The organism is Lacibacter sp., from assembly GCF_035299325.1.
Lineage (GTDB): Bacteria > Bacteroidota > Bacteroidia > Chitinophagales > Chitinophagaceae > Lacibacter.
Window position 1 is genome coordinate 37,473 of sequence record NZ_DATGWT010000042.1, and the last position, 23,767, is coordinate 61,239.

The following is a 23,767-nucleotide window of genomic DNA, read 5'->3' on the forward strand; positions in this document are numbered from 1 at the left end:
TTTATTTAGTTCTGTCTTTATTGCAAGCATTTTGACAGTACAAATAGCAGGAAATGTTCTTTTTCGTTAGTAAAAAGTTTACTTACCTATTTTCCTTTTCTTCCGATTGCTTCAAATGTTCCAACAGTTTCAGTTCACGTTTGTTTGCTTTAATGATCACCCATGCAATGATAACCATGCTTACAATACCTGAAACAAGTACATAGATATAAAACGCTTCAGAAAACTGTTCCTGAAAAATGGGCAGCAATAAAATAAATCCTGTTACATATGCTGCGAACAATAATGGTGTAACGATTAAATGTATCATCCTTCGTTTACTGTAAAAATCAGTTACCCGTTTGGTATAAGTTTTAAAATCAGCACGGATATCGATCTTGTGGAGCTTTCTGAAACTGATGTATTCAATCACAATACGAATCAATAAGGAGACGATCATCAGCAATAAACCAATCGAAAATCGATTGAAGGTTGTTCCGGCATAAGTTGCAAAATACCAGATGATCACGATTACTGTGACCGACAGAATAGCGATCGTTACCAAATGTTTTGTTCGTACCTGTTTTGCTTTTTGTTCAGCTAACTTAATCAAGGTCTCCGGTTGCGGACGACGCTCACCCGAACCGGGTTGTTGTTGCCATGCGTTTTCTAAATCTGTAAAGGAACTCATAGTTGTACACAAGTTGAAAGTTGTTTTTTAATACGGTGGATCCGCACACGTAGTGTTTCTTCGGTGCTGCCCACCACTTCTGCAATGGCACTGTACTCCAATCCTTCCAGCACCATTAAGATGATCATCTTACCCGTTTCATCTAATTGCTGAATACAGCTATACATTTTTTTCAAACGTTCTTCCTGTACAGGATTGTATTCTTCGGCAACAACATCGGGCAACTGTTCGGTCTTTATTTCTTTTGTTGTGGCCGGTTTGCGCAACTGCAATAAGCAGGTGTTCACCGCAATACGGTAAAGCCATGTACTTATTTTTGCATCGCCCCGAAAGCCATCCAGGTGTTGCCAAACTTTCAGAAAAATTTCCTGTGTTGCATCGGCCGCCATCCCTTCATGTCCGTTGAAATAACCTTTGCACAGTCGATACACTTTATCGTAATGCGTTTGATAGATGTTGGTAAACAGTTCTTGTTGCGGCACGTTACTGTATGTTTTCTTTGATTTTCGTTAAGTACCAATCGGGTTGATCATACATTACAAAATGCGCCGACTGATCTGCATAGTGAATTACTTTGCTGCCCAGCTTTGCATATTGTTCGTTGTATGTTTTTTCGATCATGGCCTTGTTGGGGTGCGTAGCTGCCAATACAACCACCGGAACCTTGATGTTGGCTACCTCTTCCCGCAGATCCAATTTAAGCAAATCAACATAACCATACACATAGGTTTCACGATCGGCCTGCATCATCCAATCAACAACCGTGCTTTGTTTTTCTTTGTTCAACATCATAAACGCAACTTGCTGTTTGGCCTGTGTGCGGAAGGTGGCGGTATCAGTCTGCAGCATTTGTTTGCTGTATGGATTATCGTACACCATTGTTGCCGGATTATAATTGGGCATCATCAATGCACCCGTGCATGGCAAGGCATCTACTGCAATTACTTTCTTAAACAGGGTTTGTTCAGTGGCAGCTAACCACAAACCGAGTGTGCCACCCAAACTATGACCAATGATCACGGCCTTGTTCAACTTCTTTTCTTTTACATAAGCTATTACCTGGTCTTTTATTTTCGGGAGCCATGGTTTTTCAATGGCAGGCACCGTTCCAAAACCTGCAAAGGTGAACACATGACATTCGTATTGTTTTGATAAAACCGCTACTGTTTCAGTAAACACTTCGCCGGTGCAGGCAAAGCCGGGAAACAATAGCACCGGTGCACCTTTACCGGTGACGGTTACACGAAACGCCTGTTGGGCATTTGTGTGGAGAGTCATCACAAAAAAGCTGAGAATGAGAAGGAACGCATGTTTTTTCATTGCTAAAAAGTTTAAAATTTCCTTTATGATACAGGGGGTGCAGAATTGTTACAGGAAATTTGAAAGTTTTTTTTTGAAGGAATTGTTAGCCGCTGAATTAAGTTGTTATCCCGAAACATGAGTATGTGATGGGATCGTGTGATTCGCCTCCTCCGACGTGTTATTGCTGGTATATGGATTTGTGCAGGAATATGTTGCGGAGCCATCCTCACACTGCATTACAAACCAGATTGCCTGTTGCCCCACAATGACGTCTCCTATTTCCCATAGGTCAGCAGAGCATGCTGACTGGCAGTGAATATATCCCTGAACACTCGATTGAGTTCTGATGTTTGTGCTGTTGCAGACAATCCGCAATAAGGATAAACAACTGCTGCATGGCTTCTGCAGAGCTTAACCAACTGCCTGCATAGTTTGCTTATTTGCTTTATTGTTTTTGGAGAAATACTTTTTTGCGTGATGAGTTCATTCCACGATTGCTCAACGATGTTGTAAAAAGCATTCCGCATGGTACTGATTTCCTTCCGGGCTGTTTGCAATGCTTCATCAGCTAATTGAACCTGGAGACTGTTGAGCTTCTTTTGTTTTATTACTATCATTGCTTCATCCAGTAAATGATGCGTCATGCCCAATGTATTCACAGCAAGTGTTGTTTCGGCAAAAGGCATAAACGGATAGGTATACACAGGATGTTTCAGTGTGGCATGCGCCGCATCAATTAAGAAACTACGTTCGGTTTTTACGTGCAGTTTGTTTACACTATAACTATGGCTGGCTGTTGCTTTCAATCCCATTGCCTTCCATTCGTTATGTACTTTCACTTCGCTTCGTTTAAAATAAAACGAACGGATCAATGGACTACCATCTTCCTGCAAAACTGTTTTGCCCTCTTTTTCAATGACACAGTTCGCAGTGAAGTGTGTTAGATGAGGCGCACCTGTTGCATATTTCCATCGACCTGTTACCGTATATCCATCTTTTGTTTGTGTTGCAATGCCTGTTGCTGCTCCACTCCCACCCATGCATATATTCTTTGCATGAAAAAGTTTACCTGTTTTTTTCTGATCCATAAAGCCGGCAAAGAAATTAGCACCGGAGCAGAGTGTAACCGTCCAGCCAAGGCTGCCATCTATATAAGCAAGTTGTTCTTCCAGTTTTAATGCATTGGGTAAACTCAGTGCAAGTCCGCCTTGTTGTTTTGGTATAAATAACTTGAACCATTTCTTTTTGTAAATGATATTTAACAAGGCTGCTGTTAACTCAGTCTTTTGTTCTGATACAGCACAGAGGCGTTTTACTTCGGCGATCTCTTTTTTAGTTAGCTGCAACATTTGTTTTTTGTTTAAGGGTTTTATTCCAATCGATATAACCAAGTATGGCAATTACAAATAAGAACAGAGTAAGTGCCGCATACAACGGAAGTTGTTTATAGAGCAGCAAGGGGATGGCAAAGGCATTACTTATGTTGAGTAAGATCCAGTTCTCTATTTTTCGTTTTGCCAGTAACCACATGCCTGCCCAAGCAGTTGCACTTACCCATGCATCGGCAAGCGGCACGGTAGAATCAGTAAAGTTTACAAGCACGGTGTACAGCAATACAAATGCAGCAACAACAATGGCAATCGTTATTGTCCAGTCTAGTTTTGTACAGCGACTGATGGCAGGTGCCGCATGATCTTTCCGCTTTACCCAGAACCACCAGCCATACACACTCATGATAAAGTAGTAAAGATTCAATGCACTTTCGGCATACAAGCCTGCATTGAAAAAGATGTACGTGGAAATAACAACGGCAATAATACCGCAGGGATAGAGTGCAATTTTATTGGCTCTTGCCAACAGCACTTCGGCAACACCAAAACCCACTCCAATCCATTCGAGTAAGGGAACTGCTTTCAACTGCTCAACAAATGTTTGTGCCCATTCGTGAATATTCATAACTGATTATTTTATTCACTCAGGGGCATGCATCTGCAACTTGCTTTTCCCTACGCCGGCATTACCCGGATCAGGTTTAGAAACCGAAGTTTCTGTTGGGTATGATCTCAGCCCTGTTTAGTATGGCACCCCATGAGTTGGGCAAAGATAGGGAGAGGAACCTACAAGGAACAAGGCCAAAGAAAATCCAAAACCCAACATCTAAAGTCCAAGCTCAAGAAAAACCAAGTAACAGGAAACAAATCATCCTATGTGTTGCATAGTGATTAATAGATAATGTTTGTTTTGCCTCTTAATAAAGCTGTCATCCCGACCTGACCCGCAATCAGCGGGAGAAACGAAGATCAGTTGAGTATCTGAGACGATTTACACTTACAAAAGAAGCATTATAAAAGTCTATATTTATTCTAAAAAAGTATTTGGAATGCGCATAAAAATTACCGGCTGCAATTGTCTTCAACTTTGTTTTCTTTTTTTCTGTGCAATATTCTTTTCTGCGAATGTAACAGCGCAATTACGATCAGGTAATCCCATCCTCAAAGGTTGGTATGCCGATCCGGAAGCAGCTATTTTTGGTAACAACTACTGGATCTATCCAACGTATTCAGCAAAATACAAAGAGCAGGTTTTCTTTGATGCGTTTTCATCCAGCAATTTAGTGAGCTGGCAAAAGCATAGCCGCATTTTAGATACCGGTGCAGTGACGTGGGCGTATATGGCCATGTGGGCACCTGCGGTTATTGAGAAAGACAACAAGTATTATTTATTCTTTTCAGCGAATGATATTCAAAGCAAAGCACGCAACGGAATGAAAGATGATACGCTTGGTGGTATCGGTATTGCGGTTGCCAATAAACCGGAAGGTCCTTATAAAGATTATTTGGGCAAGCCGCTGATCAATCAATTCTATAACGGTGCACAACCCATTGATCAATTTGTTTTCCAGGATAAAGATGGTCAGTATTATATTATTTACGGAGGTTGGGGACATTGCAATATCGGAAAACTCAACAACGATTTTACAGGCATCATTCCGTTTGATGATGGCACGAAATTTAAAGAGATAACGCCCAAGGGTTATGTGGAAGGACCGTTCCTGTTTCTGCGAAATAATAAATACTATTTTATGTGGAGTGAAGGTGGCTGGACGGGTCCCGACTATTCAGTAGCGTATGCCATTGCCGATTCTCCTTTCGGACCATTTGAACGTGTGGGAAAAATTTTACAGCAGGATACAACGGTGGCAACAGGTGCGGGTCATCATTCGATCATGCATAACAAAGAAAACGATCAATGGTATATTGTATATCACCGCAGACCGCTAGGAGAAACTGCTGCTAACAACCGGGAGACTTGTATTGAAGAATTGTCGTTCGATGAGAATGGATTTATAAAGCCGGTGAAGATAACGTTTGAAGGTGTGAAGGAACAAAGGCTGAAGAGGAAGCGTTAATGTTGGGATGACGGACTCCGCAGGTGTTACTTGTTTACCGATGCTGTACATTTTGCTGATCAACAATTCCGTCATCCCGACGCAGGAGGAATCTGCTGAGATAATGCCTGACAGATTTCTCCTAACGTCGAAATGACAAGAAGGATGAGCTACAGTACCTGCACAATCATTAATCTTGCGCAGGCTCGTATCTGATGCATTGCCCTCTACTTTTTTATATTCTTAATAATCGTTTCAATCGTAGCAACATCATTATCAAATCCACCATGCGATGTACTTTTTGAATACAGGCCCGGACTGTGATACGATTTAATTGTTGCACGTTGGTAGTTGCTTTCTTTTTCAAAATATTTCTGCATACCTAAGATGGGCGTTTTTCTGCCGGGCTCAAACGAATTGGAAACAAGGTAGAGCAGCGATTTGGAATAGATGGAGCAATTATCTTTCAGTTCAACATCATCACTCAAATGATACTGGTAGTAGTTGTTTATTTTTTTATTCTGGATTGCTTTAAGAATAGTGGAATCAAACAATTCATTGGTGACGGCCGGTGCCATAAACTGAACTGTTTTGAAACTCCAGCCGAGGCTCACTAATTTCTCTACCAAATGACTGTGCACAATACTGCCAGCCGAATGACCAATGAGATGAATATTGACATGACTCTTCAATTCGCTTTTAGCTGACGTTGCATATTTGTACAATAACTGACCGCCGCTGTTTTTTTCATAACTGATGGCCTTTGCATTTTCTTTCATCTCCTTCCATACTTTACTGCCAATGGGTGCTGCCAACCGTTCGAGCCGTTCATCTTTCCAATTGATGATGCGGTCAATCAGTCCACCAGTTCTTGGTTCCTGATCGAGCAAGGTATCTTTGATCATATTGTTGATGGTGCTTAAAATATCCGTTTCCCACATCAGCATAATGGGAAAGATCTGCGCATCGTATAATTTTTTACACCAAACCGCATAGCTATCAGCAGCAGACTTTTCACCCACCAAACCACCATGTGCATATATTGCCACATCCATCGGTTTGTTTTTTATTCCCCATCGTTCTCTTGCAATGCCGGCGTGCTGCGTTACCAATGCTTCAATATCCAGTTCGGTTGTGCGGTATTCGCCTGAGTTGCTCAAGCGACCATTGTTTTCCATATCAATAATAAACGGATCGAGTTCTCTTTTTTTAAGAATAGGATCAGCAGCAATTGATACTTTATTCTTTTTATCTAACCTGAGTGTGGCAGAATTGGCAATGGCCAAATGAAGATCGGTGGTAACACCCATCTGCGCTACCCAGCAATCCATTGCATTAACCTGCCAGTCTTCATAGGTTAATACTGCAAGTCCACCTGTGCCCCACTCTTTACCCCATGAATTCTGAATAATAAAACCTGTTTGATTATAGCCAATGATCACAAAGGCATGACCTCCGTCACTCTCTTTTACTTTTGTGTTGGGAATTTCTAAATACTTGTGATGTGTTGATTTCTTCGGTGCATCCCAACCTGCATGACAAACAGCGCTTGCATACAAAATACCAAGATCATTAATGGCACAATGCATGTCTTCAATACTTTTCGGTTCCACCCTGTAATAAGCACCCAACGGATAGTTTACTGAATTGAGCCACCAGTCGCCTTCTTCGCCTTTAATATCAGGCTTGGGCATTTGCAGTGTTTTCCAGAAACGGTTTTCGCAGGCGCCATGTTTATGCCAGCCTTTAATGGCACCTCTTAAACTGGAACCTTCATCTTTTATATAGCCCGGAAATTCATCGTAACGACGGGCCATTGAATACAGCATAAATGGTGATGCTGTAAATGATTGATTATTGACGGGATCAATTTTACGTGCGAGATAATTTACAACAGTAGCCAATGCAAAGCCCGTGCAGGCACTGGTTTCTTTTTGATGTAATACGGGAAGTTTTGTTTCCTGGATAAACTGTTTCCTGGGAGCTGTTGTAACGGCGGGTTGATACATTCTGTCCCTGATATCAATTTTATCAGGCACAACATTGTTTTTCCTGTTTTGCATATATGAAGTGTTTGGTAACAATGTAGAAATCAAACGGGAATAATGCAATGGTGAAAACACGGCATTTAACGTGCTGTTGTTGAATGATCTTTAAATAGCCTGCTACAAAAAATGAACTTCGGTTTGCTAATACCCCCGATGCAATCGGGGCAGGATTAATTGGCATCAAGTGATCCACGGAGGTGGAACACTTGCGCCAGTTGGGAATCAATACGGTCCTGGAGTGTTATTGTTTTAGCAGGTTGATTATATTATAAAAGTCTTACGTCGTAGAGATGTCTCCTATCGTCGACATGACGCTTCGCAGGCGGGTGCTTTGTTGATGAAGACGCATAGTCGTTACATCAATCATCTATTCATTTGCAGATGCGGCAATAACTGTTATAGCCATTACCTGACTGGCTCAGGAATTTGTAAATTAGATGACCTAATCAATTCGACCATGGCTAAACAAGGTGATAAAATCGTAAACGGACGTACGGGCCAGACAATGATTTTCCTTGAAACCGGTAAGGAGACCAATGGAACATTGTTAGAGACCGAATCGTTCAATCCGAAATCGGATATGCGGGAACCCATTCATATTCATCCCAAACAGGAAAGCGGTGCAAGGGTTATTTCAGGGAAACTTCATTTCCTTGTAAACGGCAAGGAAGAAGTGATCAGTGCCGGTGAACGTATTACGATTGCTGCCGGTGCTGCGCATTGCTTCTGGAATGAAGATGATGAAGTGGCACATTCTGTTCAATACTTTACTCCTGCACTTCATATTGACGAGTTTTTTGAATCGTTTTTTGCATTAGCTAATGATGGCAAACTGAGTGAAAAAGGGATGCCGCCGTTTTTACAATTACCATTAATGGGATTAAAGCATCGAAATGAAATACGTGTGACCAGTCCGCCCTGGGTGATCCAACTTTTGACGTATTACTTACTTGCACCGGTTTGCTACCTGCTGGGCTACAGAGCCGGTTACCGGTCAGAAAAATAAGCCGTTACGCCGCCCCCGGGCAAGTCTCAGGCACCCTGTAACCTGAGCTGTTGCCTGTCGGATTTATACGTCGTGAGCGCTTTAAATAGGCTTTATCATGGGAGTATCGTGGGAGTATCTAGGGAGTATCGTGGCTTTAGCAGCGAAGGATGATGGCTATATTTAAGGCTCATCCCATGGATACGAAGGATCTGCTGGGCAGTTTCAGCAGATTTCTCCTGGCCTCGAAATGAGAAAAAATATGAACTGTGTTGCACCTACAAACATCCTGTGCGCAGCACTACAGCAAAAATTATTTTATTGAAACTTTGATTATTTTAAAATCACTCTTCCTTATCAAATGAGGTTCACGTGCGTATAAAAAAATATCGTTGCCCACCATGTACGCATTTTTCATAAGCGGAACGGGTTGATTGGAATTAATAAACAACAGCTTTCGGGTAAATGCTCTTGTGGCAGGATCGTAAATCAATGCATAACTGCTGCAGTTGCTCAAATCGATTAACTCTTTTGGATTTGCACCTTGTTTGGTTACTCCTCCGTTTGCCGAATGATCATTTAACAGTAAGATCATCTTGTCCTTGTATGGTAACACTCCAAATGATGAATAGAAATCAAGACTCATTCCAGATAAGCCTGTACCGGCTTCTTCCCATGCAGCATCAACCGATACATGACCAGCCAATTCAAAGCGCTGAATTTGCTTTTTCGGAAGGCTGTTAATATGATTGATTCTGAATTGGGCGTCAGTTTCAATCAGTAAGATATCGCTGTTGGTAAATTTTAAGCGTGAGTATGTTTGAGAAGAACCGGCTATAGTACCTGTTGCGGCAGTTCTTGAGGTATAAGGGTAACTTTCAATTGAAAAAATCTCGGCAAACACGTAAGCCCTTTGCGTAACGGGGTTAATGGAAAAGGAACGGATACGCAGGTTTTTGGTAATGCCATCATCGGTATCATCATTCTTCTCACCTGTAATTTTATCTTCAGTATTGGCAATTAATTCTGACGGAAGTGACTGCATGCTCGAAGAAAGAAGTGTTCCATTTTTTGCATCATACCTTTCGAGCAAAATACCTTTAATTGCTTTCCGTTCTTTGTCGGTATCATAAAGTGCAATGATAAAAAGGTCTTTTTCTCCCAAGTAAACCTTTTGATTAACAACAAAAATTTTCTCCCTTACAGGACTGATAGTATATGGCTTGGCACCCTTCCCGTCAAACGCTTCAACCGAAAAATCTGTAAAGACATTTTTCTTTCTTTTTTTACCCACCTCCTGTTCTTCAAACTTTTTAATATTGGCAATCGTGAGCCCAGAAGAGGTTTGACCGATCTGAAATAAATTGCGAAACTTAGCCGGTTGATTAATATAGATGCTTGCACTTTGAATCCGCTTCAAATCAAACCCGTAAACCAATTGCAAAATTCGTTGACTTTCTCTTTCGGAGAAAAGTGCTGTAACAATAATTTGTGAAGAGTCTGCATTAGGGGTAAAGGAAATTGTTTCGAGGAACTCTCCCGCACTTGTAGAACTGTTGATCAATTCCCGCAATGGTTCATTCATTTTCCCATTCTCTTTATTGAGCGTGGTGCCGTAAATGAGTAACCTTTTTTCCTTTTTATTAAAGTCATAACTGAACAAAAACATTTTCTTTTTCAGCAGAAGAATTTCTGACACTTCACTTTTTTCAAGCCCTTCATCGTATTCGTAATCATAAAGCTGCTTAAAATTGAAGTCGTATTTAAGGAGTGAGTAAAGATTAACGTAATCCGCTGTAAAGCCTTTCCTTTTCTGGCGGTAATTGGCCATGTAAATACCGCTTTCATCAATACCCAGCAGAACAGGCATACTTTTGCTTCGAGCAATTTTAAATTCTTCTCCATGATTGACTGAGAAATTTTGTGCTGTAAGACTTGTAAATAAAAAAAACAAGAGCGTTGTGAAGGTTAGTTTTTGCATTGTATTACATGTGGTTTTTGCTAATATAAATGAATTTCTCACTTGAGAAAATTAAGAGTCTTACTTCTTTTTTATGCAGCACAGTTATTACAAAATGATACACAGTTATGAGAAAATGATGTTTTTTTTTGAGCATGTACAAGCGAAAAACTTATTCCGTATTACGAAACAAGATGTATTGCAGTAAATGGCAGTGGCATGTTTTTCTGATTGTTCGATCTGCTATTGATTGCCCGGTTTAAATCAGGAGTTATTGATCATTTAACCGGCAAACCTCCTGCTTACCCTACCAGATTACTCATCGAATAATGTTATCTTGCGGCAGTGAAAAAGAGGTTCAGACTATTTTCATTATTCAGCATTTTTATTCTGTACAGCTTTATATTAAGTCTGTACTGCAGTAATGCTTTTGTTCATAAATTCAGCTCTTCACAAACCAGTTCTGAGCGTAAACACTATAGCTCTGTCATGTCGTCGAACCTGCTGTGCCATACAGCACAGACAGATGGTTCAACCATTGTTCACAGCAACGCCCGTACCTGTTCACTAAAAAGCCCCCTTAACGAATTCACAGCATGTTCAAGGGCAAGAGAACAGCAGTTTTTACACAGGTTTTCGCAATACAATTTCTTTTCTCAAAATTTAGTTGTGAGGTTGCAACATACCGACATGATCTTCCCTTCGCACTACTTCCTGTAGTTATATTTTGTTGTGTCCTGTTCCAGGCAGGATACTGTTTGCAGGTGCAGCCTTCAATGAGGAGCCTGCAGCAATCTTATTTTTTTCACCGTATTGAAAGAGGATGTTAAGACAACGACATCACTACGTTGTGTGACGATCATTAATTCTGAATTGCAACGCAAAAAAAATATCCTGCCCCGATGAGGCTTTGCTGCTGTTTTTCATTTTACTACTAACATTTAAACTACATTAACTATGAACTCGTTCTGGAGGCAATTAATCATTCAAACTATTTTACGGCCCAAGCGCAAAAACACAGAAAACAAAGAAGGTTTCTCTGACTATGAACTGGCCACAGGACACCGGGAATTCCTGATTACGTTAAAGCGACATTTGAAAGACATTATTCTGATTACAGCGGGTATATTTTCTGCTGCTTTTGGTTTCAAAGGTTTTTTGCTCACCAACCATTTTATTGATGGAGGTGCAACAGGTATATCGCTTCTGATTTCGGCATTAACGGAAATTCCGCTGTATATATTAATTATCTGTGTAAACATTCCCTTTGTTATTCTTGCATTTAATACACTGGGAAAACAGTTCGCCATTAAAACAGCCCTGGCCATAACAGGTTTGTCAATTTCTCTTGCAACAGTTACGTTTCCCAACATCACGAACGATAATTTACTGGTGGCCATTTTCGGAGGATTTTTCCTGGGAGCTGGTATCGGGCTTGCAATCAGAGGAGGTTCTGTGATTGACGGCACCGAAGTACTTGCCATATTTTTAAGCCGCAAACTCGGGACAACGATTGGTGATATTATCATTGTGATCAATGTTATTATTTTTTCAGCAGCAGCCTATTTTTTATCGCTTGAAATTGCCATGTATTCCATGATCACTTACCTGTCGGCATCAAAAACACTTGACTTTATTGTAGAAGGCATTGAAGAATACACAGGCGTTACTATTATTTCGTCGCACAACGAAATGATCAGGCAAATGATCATCGACAAACTGGGCAGAGGTGTTACTGTTTATAATGGCAAGCAGGGATTTGGAAAAAAAGGAGAGGCAAAAGAAATTGATATCGTTTACACTGTTATCACAAGACTGGAGTTAAACAAATTATATGTTGAAACAGAAAAGATTGACCCGGATGCTTTTATCGTGATGAACAGCATCAGGGACACGAAAGGCGGGATGATTAAGAAACGGCCGTTGAAGCATTGAACGGAAACGCTGTTAGATAAAATTTCAGTTTTTATGTATTGGTACCGGCAAAGGAATAAGGATTACCCTGCGTGGAAAGCGTTTATGAACTTGAAGCGATGAACTAATCGACTGCAGATGAAGATTAAGACGCTGTACGATGTAATTAAGTCAGCGTACACTGCAATTAAGACACTGTAAGTATCGATTATGAAACTGTAAACATTGATTTACTTACTGCAACTATCAATTAAGTTACTGCACTCTGCAATTAAGACTGTGTAAACTGTAATTAAGACATTGTAAACATCGATTAAGTGACTGTACGTATCAATTAAGACGATGTAGAACTGCATTTAACGGCTTGAATGGAAATGATTTGTGTTGATTTCAGCTTGTTTACAGTTGTAAAGCAACGATGCAGGCACCCCTCAGCTTTATTCAACCGGCGCAACTGTTCTGCAAGATCACTTGTACTTTTTGTTTAGCCCGCTTGTATCGGGCATTCGAAGTGATGTTGTTGTATGATGTTTAAATAGCCCGCTACAAAAAATGAACTTTCGTTTGCTAATTCCCCGATGCAATCGGGGCAGAATTAGTTGGCATCAAGTGATCCACTGAGGTGGAACACTTGCCCCAGTGGGGGTTTCACAATAATACGTGTTTAGCATTACAGACCTTTTTCGACTTCTATTGTCTTGTTGGTGGCCGGTTTCGTTTTGAACCGATACAGAGCTCTGCAGCAGACTGCTTTTACACTCCCAGCCTCAACGCAATGATTTTCAATTGAATTCATTTTAATATTGGCCTTTGATGATACGGATGTCAGGAATTTGTCCGGTACCTGTCAGCTTTTTGTATGCCTCCTGATCGCCGGTTTCACTGAATTTACAATTACATTTCGCTGTGAAACTTTGCTGGTAACTGCTGTACCCTTACCGAAAAAACAAATCAACATTTTAAACCAAAAACTTACATGCAATGAGGAAAATTTCATTAATCGCCATAATGGCCTTTTTTCTGATCAGGCCGGCATTTGCTCAACTGCCCGACTTTACGTTATCTGATTGTAACGGGGTGAGTCATAATCTTTATCAGGATCTTGCTGCCGGCAATGCTGTAGTACTTAAGTTTTGTGCCGGCTGGTGCGTTCCATGTGCTATTTCAAATCCGGAGTATGAGGCTGTTTGGCAAGAGTTGGGCAAGGGAGGCAATTGCAAGGTAAAATTATACAGTATGCTGTTTGAAACCGAAGTGCCAGGTACCCCTACCGACTGTACTTATGGCAGCAAATATGCACAGGATTATAATATTACGATGCCCCTGTTTACGAATATCGGTACCTGGGGTACAGGCTTAACAGGGCAGTTTTCAGCGCTTTACCATATTAATGCTATACCAACCACTTTAGTGATTTTGCCAAACCAGGCCGATCCTGCCAACAGTTTGGTAAAGGTGATTGTTGGCACCGGCGATTATGTTGACAACAAGGAGATTCCGCTACGCCAGCTCATTAAAGATGCACTTGCTTCGGGTGGATTTTATTCTCCCAAATTCAGTATAACAGGTAGTCTCTGTGCCAATCCCCCCTACTCTTTAGTGCTTAGTTCCAATGCACCTGCGGGAAATCTTTGGTCAACCGGTGCCACGACTCAAACCATTGCGATAACGGAGCCCGGCGATTATGGTCTTACGATCGGGACTGATGGCTGTACATCCACCCAATCAATTCAATTCAAGCCTTTGCCTGTTGTTGGTGTGGCAAGTATATCGAGCCCTACTGTTTGCCAGGATGGACAGTTTACGATCTCTTACGATTTACCAGCGGAAAGCACCGGTGATGCGAGGTGGTTAATCCGCTCGTCGTACGCACCTGAGTGGGAAGATTTCTTTCCTGCAAATCAAGGTCCGTTAACTTTTCAAACAGCTAATTTACTACCCGCCGGCACAACGATTGATTTTGTGGTATTGGTAAAAAACGCTGATGGGTCCTGTTCAGAATTGTCGAATATTGTGAGCATTACCGTAACAGATGTTTTACCAGGTGTACTGCCAGTTGTTGCAAGCGGTCCTTCAACACCCGTATGTGCCGGTAGTGATTTCATGTTAAGCTATTCGGGTACTGTTGAAAACGCATTGTGGGTGTATTTGAGTACAGATGGCAGCTGGCAGAATTTCGCCAGTGCCGATGGACCTGTGAATCCAAAAGGATTGATTAATTTAAACTATAGCGGCGGATCAGACAAATTCAGAGTACGATATGTTGATGGCGACTGTTATGTTTATTCAAATATTGTGGAGGTAAATTACTTCCCGCAATTATTACAAATCGTGGGTGCTACCACATCGTGCCAGGGAAATAATCTTACACTTTCGTTAAACGGCAACTATTCCAATATACTCTGGAGTACCGGAGCGCTTTCCTCTTCGGTAACAGTACATCCATCTGCAACGACAACCTATTCTGTTACTGCTACGGATGTAAATGGCTGCGTTGCTTCCGATGAGCATACCGTAAGAGTATGGGTACCTATTTCATCGGTTATTGAAGCCACAAGCGCCGGCACTGTTTGTACGGGAGGATCAGTTACGTTAAACTTCAGCGGCACAAGTTTTGCCAAGCCGTGCACCAACAGCAGCTTTCCACCGTATCCCGAACAAACGTTTACTGTTTCTGACTGTAACGGGAATCCGGAAGTAATTGTTGAAGACGGTTATTTGGGTGAGTACAGTATTGTAAACGTAGAAGCCGGTAAATATTACAAGTTCATGAGCAGTCATCCAGAACTGGTTCAGGGAATCGTGAATACCATTTCCGATGCTACGGGTTCGCAGGTGCTTGCCAGCGGAATCTTCAGTGCCGTTTGGAAAGCAAGCTATACCGGACAGGTACGGTTTTATACACATGGGCAGGATTGCTCAGCGACGACAGATTATTTAATCGTAAAATCCGTGGCCTGCTCACAGGACCCAACTGTATTCGGAACCTTTACCTGGATGCCGGGCGGCCAAACAACGCCTTCCATTACAGTGAATCCATTGGTGACAACCAATTACACGTTGACATTTACCGACGTAAGTATGCCTTGCTCTGCAAGCTCAACCAAACAGGTAATTGTGGGAATCGGTGCATTGGAAATCAGTACCAGCAATATCACCTGCAACAGTGCTACCCTTAACTGGATCTCTGTTGTAAGCCCTACTGAATGGGAAGTTGAATACAAAAGCACAGGACCGGGAGGTAAATGGACGAAAGTTCAGGTTACCAATGGATCCGTTCGTTCCGCTGCTGTTACAGGATTAAAGGCCAATCAAAATTACATCTGGCATATACGGGCGAAATGTGGCAAATCGTGGACAAAATATTCAGATGCCACCCCGTTTTCTACAACGGCCAATTGCAATGGAGTAAATACACTTGAAACAACTGAAAACAGAACTGCTGTTGAAGAAACCAATCAACTCTTCACTGTAAATGTAATGCCCAACCCAAGCAATACGAATTTCAGAATTGTTTTAACCCATTCGAATATGAACGAGCCTGTGCATATAACGGTAACGGATATGCTGGGCAGAGTGATTGAAACAAGGACTTCACCTGCAGGCCAAGTCATTAGTTTGGGCGACAAGTACCAAGCCGGCACTTATATTGTTAAGCTCATACAAGGCAAGCGGGTTCAACAACTGAAACTGATCAAACTTCCGGGATAATCCTCCACGGTTTCAATAAAACGGCTCCGGTAAACCGGAGCCGTTTTATTTGCAGCCACCTGCATTAATCTCGTTTGCGAAAGCATAAAAACAATGGTTGCCACCGCTTGTTGATTGAGCAGGCCTACTAAGCCACAATGAAAAAACTATCTATCTTTAATCACTTGCCAATTGAAAAGTATTGGTTCCGTGCATTGGCCGGCAAGCACCCAGGTATACTATTCATCATGCATGAATAGCCACATTTAAAACCAACCAAACAGCCACTGTGCTTATGCAACAGGAACCATCCGAATTAAGAAAAGTGTACGCTTCCACTTTCGAATCTTCATTACTGCAGGAGATAGAAGAAAAATCAATGATCTATGAAGCAACAGCCGGGCAGGGTTTAATAAAAATGAACCAGAACATCACGGTTGTTCCGTTGATGCTGAGCGGCATTCTGAAAGTAAGTCGTGAAAACGATGAAGGACAGGAAATGGTTTTATACTATGTGAAACCCGGCCAGGGTTGTGCCATGACGTTATCCTGCGGAATGATGTCGCAACCCAGCCAGGTAAAAGGAACAGCTGAAGAAGATCTGCGTATGCTTTGTGTACCGGTTCCGGTTATGGAAGAATGGATGCTGAAATATCCATCCTGGAAAAAATTTGTGATGGGCACCATTGTAAATGAGTACATCGAAATTATTCACAGTATCAACGATGTTACGTTTAAAAAAATGGATGAGCGACTGGTTAAACTTCTGAAAGCAAAAACCAATCTCTCCGGTTCTTCACTCATCAATCTTTCGCACCAGCAAATTGCCGATGAGCTTGGTACAAATCGTGTTGTTATCTCCCGCCTGCTGAAGCGAATGGAAAATGAAAAACAATTGCTCCTGTTCCGCAACCAGATTAAGCTGCTGAAGGAATTGTAACAATTGTTACAGAGAAAAGTAACAATGTTACCGTTTCTTGCCTGCAGCGCCTGTATGTTTGTTTCATCAAAACAATATTGTTGCGATACGGTATGGCCGAAAACGGTTTAGAGTAGGCAAAAACTAATTGTTACAAACATGAAAAAGTATTTAATTGAAAGAGAAGTTCCCGGAGCAGGAAAATTAACAGCAGAACAACTGAAAGAAATTTCCGGCGTGTCGTGTGGCGTATTAAGCAAGTTGGGTTCGCAGATACAATGGAAACACAGCTATGTAGCCGGCGATAAAATTTATTGCGTGTACATCGCTCCCAGCGAAGAGCTGATACGTGAACATGCTTCTTTAAGCGGGTTTCCGGCCAATGTTATTACCGAAGTATCGGCCATTATCGATCCTGTTACTGCAGGGTAATCAAGGGACACAATCTCTTCAATTTTCAATCAACCAACTAAATTCAACAAAATGGAACTTCAACTACAGGAAATCCGTGAGCAACAAAAAGCATCCTGGAACAAATCATCTCCCGGTTGGAAAAAATGGGATGATATGACCATGGATTTTTTACAACCTTTTGGCGATGCAATTATCAACGCATTGGATTTGCAAGACGGCTATCATGTGCTGGATGTAGCTGCCGGTACCGGAGAACCGGGTTTAACCATTGCTTCAAAAATCAGGAACGGGAAAGTGATTATTACCGATCTGTCGGACGAAATGCTTGTGATTGCACATGAAAATGCGCAAAGGGCCGGGCTCAGGAATGTAGAATTCAGCGTTTGCGATGTATGTGAATTACCGTTTGATGATAACAGTTTTGATGCCATCAGTTGCCGTATGGGTTTTATGTTTTTCCCTGATATGCTGTTGGCTGCCAAAGAAATGCTGCGTGTGTTAAAACCGGGAGGAAAAATTGCCGCATCGGTTTGGAGTGGTCCTGAAAAAAACGGTTGGTTTACAGCCGCCATGAGTACGGTAAAAAACAATGTGGAACTGCCTGTGCCTGTACCCGGTTCGCCCGGTATGTTTCGATGTGCAAAGGATGGATTGATTGCCGGACTGTTTGAAGAAGCAGGGCTTACCAACATTACACAAATTGAATTGCCCGGTAAATTGAATTGCCAAACTGCCGATACCTATTGGAGTTTTGCATCGGAAGTGGTAGGGCCTGTTGTTAGTGCCTTGGCACAAGCGGATGCTGAGACGAAAGAAAAAATAAAATCAGAAATCATACAGTTGATCAATCAAACATACCCGGAAGGAAATGTATCGATCAATTCGAGTGCATATATTATCAGTGGAACGAAATAAAGATGACTGAGCATCTTGCAAAAGCTCCGCAGGTTCCTGCGGAGCTTTTGCATTTTATTGGCTGCAGCATTGATCAACAGGTTTATGCAGTATGCGATTCAGGCGTTACTTGTCCCGCTTTGCGAGAAGAAGCCAATACACAAAACCTGCGCTTCATCCGATAGCTATCGGATCTTGCGCCAGCGTTACTATGCCTGGACCAGATGAGGCTGTAAGATCACCTGTTCCATTTTGTGATGGCCTGCGCCAAACTTCTTGCGCCAGCATGAGGCAGGAATTTTCCGTACAGCCCCCACTCATCCTGTTGTACGAAAGTTGATTGGCTTTTAACATTCGTTTATACACTGTGTGCCCTATTTTCATTTGCAACAGCCATGCAGCTGTAGCTAATGAAGTATTACTCTTAAAATATACACATGAAAAAAATGATGCTCGCCTTTGCATTGCTTTTCTTTTCCGGCAAGTTTCTGCATGCACAAACAACTAACAGCAGCACAGAACATCAAATTGCAATTAACAAGGTGTTACAAACGTTTATGCATTGCATGACCACTAAAGACAGTACATCGTTTTATAACTTATTCTACGATGGACCTGTTGCGTGGGTGGGTGTTTACCAAACTGCCACACAACAAAAAAGAATCAGCACCAATCCCGGAATAGCAGATCATAAATTATCGGATTATAAAAGCTGGTTCAGAAGTATTATTCAAGGCTCTCCTAAAGAAGAAAAATTTTACAACGTACAAATCAACACCGATGGACATGTTGCTGCCGTAGCATTCGATTTCAGTTATTGGGCGGGCGGCAAAAAAGGCATCTGGGGTAAAGAAACCTGGGGCATGGTACGCATCAACAACGAATGGAAAATTACCAGTGTACTGTTTTCCATTGAACAGGAAAACATTGTACCGGAGCCCGAGAGAGGACAATAAACTTCAACGTTTTTTGGAAGTACCCTTTAAAAAGCTACTGACGTTTGTATCACTGCTCAACAGAGTTGTCATCCCGAGGGTACGAGGGAACTGTTGGGCGTGGGTAAGGGTTGCCAACCTTTTGAAGGTTGGCAACCCTTTGATGGGCTGTCGGTTTTTTACGCCTGATACGCTTTATGTACGCTTTATCTAGGGAGTTAAGTGGGAGTATCCAGCCTTTCAGAACGAGGTTTTGTGGCTTGAAAATAATGCCGTTTGGGCCAAACTCAGGTTAACTTTAATTTGAGTAGTTTGATACCCCTCGCCTTTTGATTTTTGACCGTACTGGTAGCCAGATTCATTTCGGTGGCGATTTCTGAGACGGATTTACCATCGACATATAGCTTTTGAACGATGGTGCGGCACTGACCGGGCAATTGCTCTATTGCTGTATGCAATTGGCGAAGTGTTTCTGCCCTTACCATATTCTCGAAACAGGTTTGCTCTGGTGAATCTGTTATGATGCGGTATGTTTCAAGGTTATGGGCTTTTCGTTTCTCATTCTCTAACCAGCGCAGACAGCCGTTGTAAACAGTTTTGTAGAGATAGCTCCGTAGGCCGGCTTCTGAACCAAATTGTTCTCTTTTGGCCCAAAGTTTTAGAAAACTCTCTTCTATAATATCCAATGCTGCATTTGAATCTTTTACATACCGATTGGCAAAAAAACAAAGTGACTTATGGTTTTCTTTAAAAACCATGGTGAGATTTGTTTGCGAGAGTGAGAATTCTTTATGGAGATAGTAATATTTCATTAGAAAGCTGATGAATATCATTACTAAGGTAAGAAAAGTATTTTACTTTGTATGCATACAATCCTACATTATTTTTCTCTGATTCATTGAATTTTCCTCAATGAACAGTACGAGGGATGAGAAGCTTTTAAAAAAGTTCGGGAAGCATTTGGCAAGCATCCGGAAGGAGAAGAAATTAAGTTTACGTAAGCTTGCAGATATTGCCGATGTTGATTTTAGCCAGATTCATCGGATTGAAAAAGGAGAAAGTAATCCTACACTTACAATGATTGTAACGCTAGCTGAAGCATTAAATGTTACAACTGAAGAACTCATAGCATTTTAATAAACAACTACTGTAGTTCATACTATCACGAGGCAACTTTGTGGGCCAAAGAGTCGGTGACTCATCCTTTGAAAATGTGTTCATTATGCCACTCGATAAATCTCTCTTCAGGTTTATCTTTTACTCTATTTGGTAAATTGTAAAGGCTAGCACCATGAAATTTATAATACTCTTTCCCATTTTGAAACTCTTCTTTTATTCTTTTACTTACTTCGACTTTTAGATCGGGAGAGATGGTTAAATATCCTGAATCAAATAGCTTGTGTAAATCAGAACGTAGAAGCAAAGCGTTTGAAATAAAGTGAGGCCCAGATTCGGCATATGGCTTTATATGGGCAGCTTCCAATACAGGCAATGTTTTTTCACCAGAAATAGCACATTTGCGGCTATATGCGTCAGTTACCAGTACTCTAAATGCCCCTTGGCCTAATCTTACTTTTGTTAATACTGATTTACCATACATAGGCGTTTCACTTTCCTCAAGTATCAATTGGCTCTTTGCTTCGTCTGGCATTGGATACAAATACTTTTGCAGCAATCGATCGATTTTTTCCCAAAGAACCTTTCCTGTTGCAGTTTCTGTTGTGTAAGATTTTCCCTGAACAATGCTTTTACTCCAATCTTCAGGAACTTCGATCCAATCCTCTTGACTGAAAAATATTGGATTAGTTAATACAATGCATCCAATGGTTGGATTAAGAGTAATTCTGTCTTGTCTGTATTGAAAAATCATTCTTTGTAAATCTTGATATGATTCGCAACCATTGCCTCTTCCAAAAGCATCCCAAGCAATAGAAATTGGCAAAAAGGTATGACTTGAGAAAAACCCTATTCCTCCAATTACGTTAATGGGACTCTTTAACTTAAAAAGAAACGGGGCACCTGATGTAAGAACTTTGAATGTAGTATTACCACCTGGTTGCCAAAAATTAACATCTTCCCGATTTTGACTCGCCAAAAAGTTAAACCAATTATTATCAGTTACACCAAGATAAAATTTCATGATTTTAAAAATAAGAAAGAAAGGGATATGTAGTCAAAATATAGTTTTCTACTCTGTCTCAGAATTGATGCATAGTCTTATTGGCGCTGACGCAGGTGTTCTGCAAGATCACTTGTGCCTTTTAGTTTAGCCTGTGTCGGAAATTCGAAGTGCTATTTTTGAATTCTGTTGGAATAACTTACTACGAAAAAGAAACTTCCGTTTGCTAATTCCCCGATGCAATCGGGGCAGGATTAATTGGCATCAAGTGATCCACGGAGGTGGAACACTTGCGCCAGTTGGGAATACTTTGTTGATGATATTATATTTTACAGTTCAATTGAAGCGTCATCCCGAGGCACGAGGGATCTCTACAATCCCGGAGTGATTTTGTAATATCCGGTTGATTGCATGGCAGCTGTCTTATCTCATAGAGATGTCTCCTGTCGTCGACATGACGCTTTCTGATTTCTTGCGCAGGTTGGGAGACCTTCGCCAGGCTTGTTTATTTCTGTACTTATTTTTTGTACATTCAAGGTATCCTGCCTTCCATTTTTCATGTACTAATTCTTTTACAATGACCAGACTAATTACTACACTCCTGCTGTGTATGCTGTGTTATACTGCAATGGCACAACAACCTTTACCGAACGATTATTTACAGAAAGAATTTCATAAAGGCAGACGTGAAGCGTTGCGAAAAATGATGCCTGCCAATTCAGTGGCGGTGATATTTGCTTATCCAGAGCGGGTGTTTTCCAGGGATGTAACCTATGCCTATCACCCCAACCCCGATCTGTATTATTTCTCCGGCTATAAAGAACCGAATGCTGTGCTGCTCATTTTTAAAGACATGCAACAGGGCACAGATGGAGCATACAACGAATTATTTTTTGTACAGAAACGAAATGCATTGATGGAGCGCTGGTCGGGCAGACGTTTGGGTGTGGAAGGTGTAAAAAAACAATTGGGTTTTACCCATGTGTACAACGATGAAGCGTTTGCCAATTACCCACTTGATTTAAAAAAGTTCAGCCAGGTTTTGTATGATGCGTTACCTGATGATGCCGGTGCCGGAATGTTGCAAACGCTCATCAATGCATTTAAGCAGAAGGCAGGCATTCAAAAAAGTATGAGCAAACACCTGGTTGAAGATTATACCATTCTTTTAAAGTATTCATCCGTGGCGAATATTGCAGCGAGAGTCAACCGGTTTAAAACAAGGATGGCACAGTTGCAGGATGAAGAATACAAAAAAGATCCGCTGCTGAACGAGCTGATTCAACAACCGGATTCGGCCACTTTTGTAAAAGTGATTGCAGAACTGAAGCAGAAGTCGTTTGAGTCGTATGCGTACAATGAACTGGTGGGATTATTGCGTGAAATAAAAACGCCGGAAGAACTGGAGCTGATGCGCAAGTCGAGTTATTACTCGGCTATGGCACATGTGGAAGTGATGAAGGCCATTCATCCTGCCATGTCGGAAACAGAACTGATGGGTACGTTTGAATATATTCATAAGAAATACGGCGCCGAAGGTGAAGGCTATCCGCCCATTGTAGGTGCAGGCGCCAATGGCTGTATCCTCCACTATATCGAAAACAATGTGACGCAGGTGAACAATCAACTGGTGCTGATGGATGTGGCATCGGAGTATCATGGTTATTCATCGGATGTTACACGCACGGTGCCTGCTAATGGAAAGTTTACAGCCGAACAGCGGGCCATTTATCAACTGGTGTTAGAGGCACAGGAAGCTGTCATTGCACTTTGTAAAGAAGGAACGCCTTACCCGCAATTAAATGCAAAGGCTACGGAAGTGCTGGCCAACGGATTGGTAAAGCTGGGTATCATAAAAGATGTGAAAGAGGTGGGACAGTATTATATTCATGGAGTATCGCACCATGTAGGACTTGATGTACATGATAAATTTTCGAGCACGGTCTTAAAAGAAAACATGGTGCTAACAGTTGAACCGGGTTTGTATATTCCCAAGGGAAGCAACTGCGATCCGAAATGGTGGGATATTGCAGTGCGTATAGAAGATGTTATTGTTATTGGAAAAACAAGCGGCGAAAATATTTCAGCTGCTGCCCCCCGCACCATTGATGCAGTGGAAAAGATGGCGGCTCAAAAGAGTAAGCTGAATGAACTGCAGTTACCGGCGTTTAAATAATGTGCATCGTTCTCAACTAGCGCAAGTGTTCTGCAAGATCATTTGTGCCTTTTTAATTTAGCCCGATTGTATCGGGCATTTGAAATGCTGTTGCTAAATGATGATTACATAGCTTATTATAAAACAGGAACTTTCGTTTGCTGATTCCCCGATACATCCGATAGCTATCGGATCGGGGCAGGATTAATTGGCATCAAGTGATCCACTGAGGTGGAACACTTGCCTTTACTTTGATTTAAGATGAAATGAGATTAATTTTTCAAAGGAAAAGCAGAGGTGAACTTTGAGACTTGCTAAGTTTTTAGGCTTATCTGGCGCATTAGTCCTCTGCTTATCCCTTTGACATTGTGGTT

19 protein-coding genes are annotated in these 23,767 nt (G+C 41.5%); 10 read left to right on the plus strand and 9 right to left on the minus strand.

The annotated features are described in order from the left end of the window. Positions 1 to 82 precede the first annotated feature (82 nt). The 5 genes from VK159_RS22910 to pnuC form a co-directional block, all read right to left on the minus strand. Positions 83 to 670 carry a hypothetical protein gene (locus VK159_RS22910; RefSeq protein ID WP_324232508.1) on the minus strand — a complete coding sequence of 196 codons (588 nt, stop codon included), beginning with the start codon at positions 668 to 670 and terminating at the stop codon, positions 83 to 85. After that, complete coding sequence (locus tag VK159_RS22915) at positions 667 to 1,152, minus strand: RNA polymerase sigma factor (RefSeq protein WP_324232509.1); 486 nt, start codon at positions 1,150 to 1,152, stop codon at positions 667 to 669. The genes VK159_RS22910 and VK159_RS22915 overlap by 4 nt, the downstream gene beginning before the upstream one ends. A 1-nt stretch (position 1,153) precedes the next feature. After that, positions 1,154 to 1,990, minus strand: coding sequence for an alpha/beta hydrolase (locus VK159_RS22920; RefSeq protein WP_324232510.1), 837 nt, complete (start codon positions 1,988 to 1,990; stop codon positions 1,154 to 1,156). A 257-nt stretch (positions 1,991 to 2,247) separates the two neighbouring features. Beyond that, complete coding sequence (locus tag VK159_RS22925; RefSeq protein ID WP_324232511.1) at positions 2,248 to 3,321, minus strand: acyl-CoA dehydrogenase; 1,074 nt, start codon at positions 3,319 to 3,321, stop codon at positions 2,248 to 2,250. Beyond that, positions 3,305 to 3,928 carry a nicotinamide riboside transporter PnuC gene (pnuC, locus tag VK159_RS22930; RefSeq protein WP_324232512.1) on the minus strand — a complete coding sequence of 208 codons (624 nt, stop codon included), beginning with the start codon at positions 3,926 to 3,928 and terminating at the stop codon, positions 3,305 to 3,307. The genes VK159_RS22925 and pnuC overlap by 17 nt, the downstream gene beginning before the upstream one ends. Positions 3,929 to 4,352: 424 nt before the next feature. Between pnuC and VK159_RS22935 the strand changes: the two genes are divergently transcribed. After that, positions 4,353 to 5,381 carry a glycoside hydrolase family 43 protein gene (locus VK159_RS22935; RefSeq protein ID WP_324232513.1) on the plus strand — a complete coding sequence of 343 codons (1,029 nt, stop codon included), beginning with the start codon at positions 4,353 to 4,355 and terminating at the stop codon, positions 5,379 to 5,381. A 206-nt stretch (positions 5,382 to 5,587) separates the two neighbouring features. Here the strand turns inward: VK159_RS22935 and VK159_RS22940 are convergent, their stop codons facing one another. Further along, entirely contained in the window at positions 5,588 to 7,423 is a 1,836-nt protein-coding gene (locus VK159_RS22940) for a C1 family peptidase (protein WP_324232514.1), read from the minus strand. A 442-nt stretch (positions 7,424 to 7,865) separates the two neighbouring features. Between VK159_RS22940 and VK159_RS22945 the strand changes: the two genes are divergently transcribed. Continuing rightward, entirely contained in the window at positions 7,866 to 8,414 is a 549-nt protein-coding gene (locus tag VK159_RS22945; RefSeq protein WP_324232515.1) for a cupin domain-containing protein, read from the plus strand. A gap of 292 nt (positions 8,415 to 8,706) precedes the next feature. Here the strand turns inward: VK159_RS22945 and VK159_RS22950 are convergent, their stop codons facing one another. Next, positions 8,707 to 10,374 (minus strand): hypothetical protein, encoded by a 1,668-nt coding sequence (locus VK159_RS22950; protein WP_324232516.1) that lies wholly within the window; start codon positions 10,372 to 10,374, stop codon positions 8,707 to 8,709. Positions 10,375 to 11,310: 936 nt separating this feature from the next. Between VK159_RS22950 and VK159_RS22955 the strand changes: the two genes are divergently transcribed. From VK159_RS22955 to VK159_RS22980, 6 genes are all read left to right on the plus strand, one after another. After that, positions 11,311 to 12,288 carry a YitT family protein gene (locus VK159_RS22955; RefSeq protein ID WP_324232517.1) on the plus strand — a complete coding sequence of 326 codons (978 nt, stop codon included), beginning with the start codon at positions 11,311 to 11,313 and terminating at the stop codon, positions 12,286 to 12,288. A gap of 960 nt (positions 12,289 to 13,248) precedes the next feature. Beyond that, on the plus strand, positions 13,249 to 15,978 hold the full coding sequence (locus VK159_RS22960; protein WP_324232518.1) for a T9SS type A sorting domain-containing protein: 2,730 nt from the start codon (positions 13,249 to 13,251) through the stop codon (positions 15,976 to 15,978). A 274-nt stretch (positions 15,979 to 16,252) separates the two neighbouring features. Further along, entirely contained in the window at positions 16,253 to 16,897 is a 645-nt protein-coding gene (locus VK159_RS22965; RefSeq protein WP_324232519.1) for a Crp/Fnr family transcriptional regulator, read from the plus strand. 138 nt (positions 16,898 to 17,035) lie between these two features. Beyond that, entirely contained in the window at positions 17,036 to 17,308 is a 273-nt protein-coding gene (locus VK159_RS22970; RefSeq protein WP_324232520.1) for a DUF4242 domain-containing protein, read from the plus strand. Positions 17,309 to 17,359: 51 nt separating this feature from the next. Further along, positions 17,360 to 18,205: a class I SAM-dependent methyltransferase gene (locus VK159_RS22975; protein WP_324232521.1), complete on the plus strand. Its 846-nt coding sequence runs from the start codon at positions 17,360 to 17,362 to the stop codon at positions 18,203 to 18,205. Positions 18,206 to 18,621: 416 nt separating this feature from the next. Further along, complete coding sequence (locus VK159_RS22980) at positions 18,622 to 19,140, plus strand: hypothetical protein (protein WP_324232522.1); 519 nt, start codon at positions 18,622 to 18,624, stop codon at positions 19,138 to 19,140. A gap of 266 nt (positions 19,141 to 19,406) precedes the next feature. Here VK159_RS22980 and VK159_RS22985 read toward each other — a convergent pair whose 3' ends face one another. Beyond that, entirely contained in the window at positions 19,407 to 19,931 is a 525-nt protein-coding gene (locus tag VK159_RS22985) for an RNA polymerase sigma factor (protein ID WP_324232523.1), read from the minus strand. Between the two features lie 100 nt (positions 19,932 to 20,031). On the opposite strand from VK159_RS22985, the gene VK159_RS22990 reads away from it, so the two are divergent. Beyond that, on the plus strand, positions 20,032 to 20,256 hold the full coding sequence (locus tag VK159_RS22990; RefSeq protein ID WP_324232524.1) for a helix-turn-helix transcriptional regulator: 225 nt from the start codon (positions 20,032 to 20,034) through the stop codon (positions 20,254 to 20,256). Positions 20,257 to 20,317: 61 nt separating this feature from the next. Here VK159_RS22990 and VK159_RS22995 read toward each other — a convergent pair whose 3' ends face one another. Continuing rightward, the gene (locus VK159_RS22995) at positions 20,318 to 21,259 is read right to left on the minus strand and encodes an HNH endonuclease (protein WP_324232525.1); all 942 of its coding nucleotides are present in this window, start codon (positions 21,257 to 21,259) and stop codon (positions 20,318 to 20,320) included. A gap of 556 nt (positions 21,260 to 21,815) precedes the next feature. Here VK159_RS22995 and VK159_RS23000 point away from each other — a divergent pair. After that, positions 21,816 to 23,414, plus strand: coding sequence for an aminopeptidase P family protein (locus VK159_RS23000; RefSeq protein ID WP_324232526.1), 1,599 nt, complete (start codon positions 21,816 to 21,818; stop codon positions 23,412 to 23,414). The last annotated feature ends 353 nt before the right edge of the window (positions 23,415 to 23,767 follow it).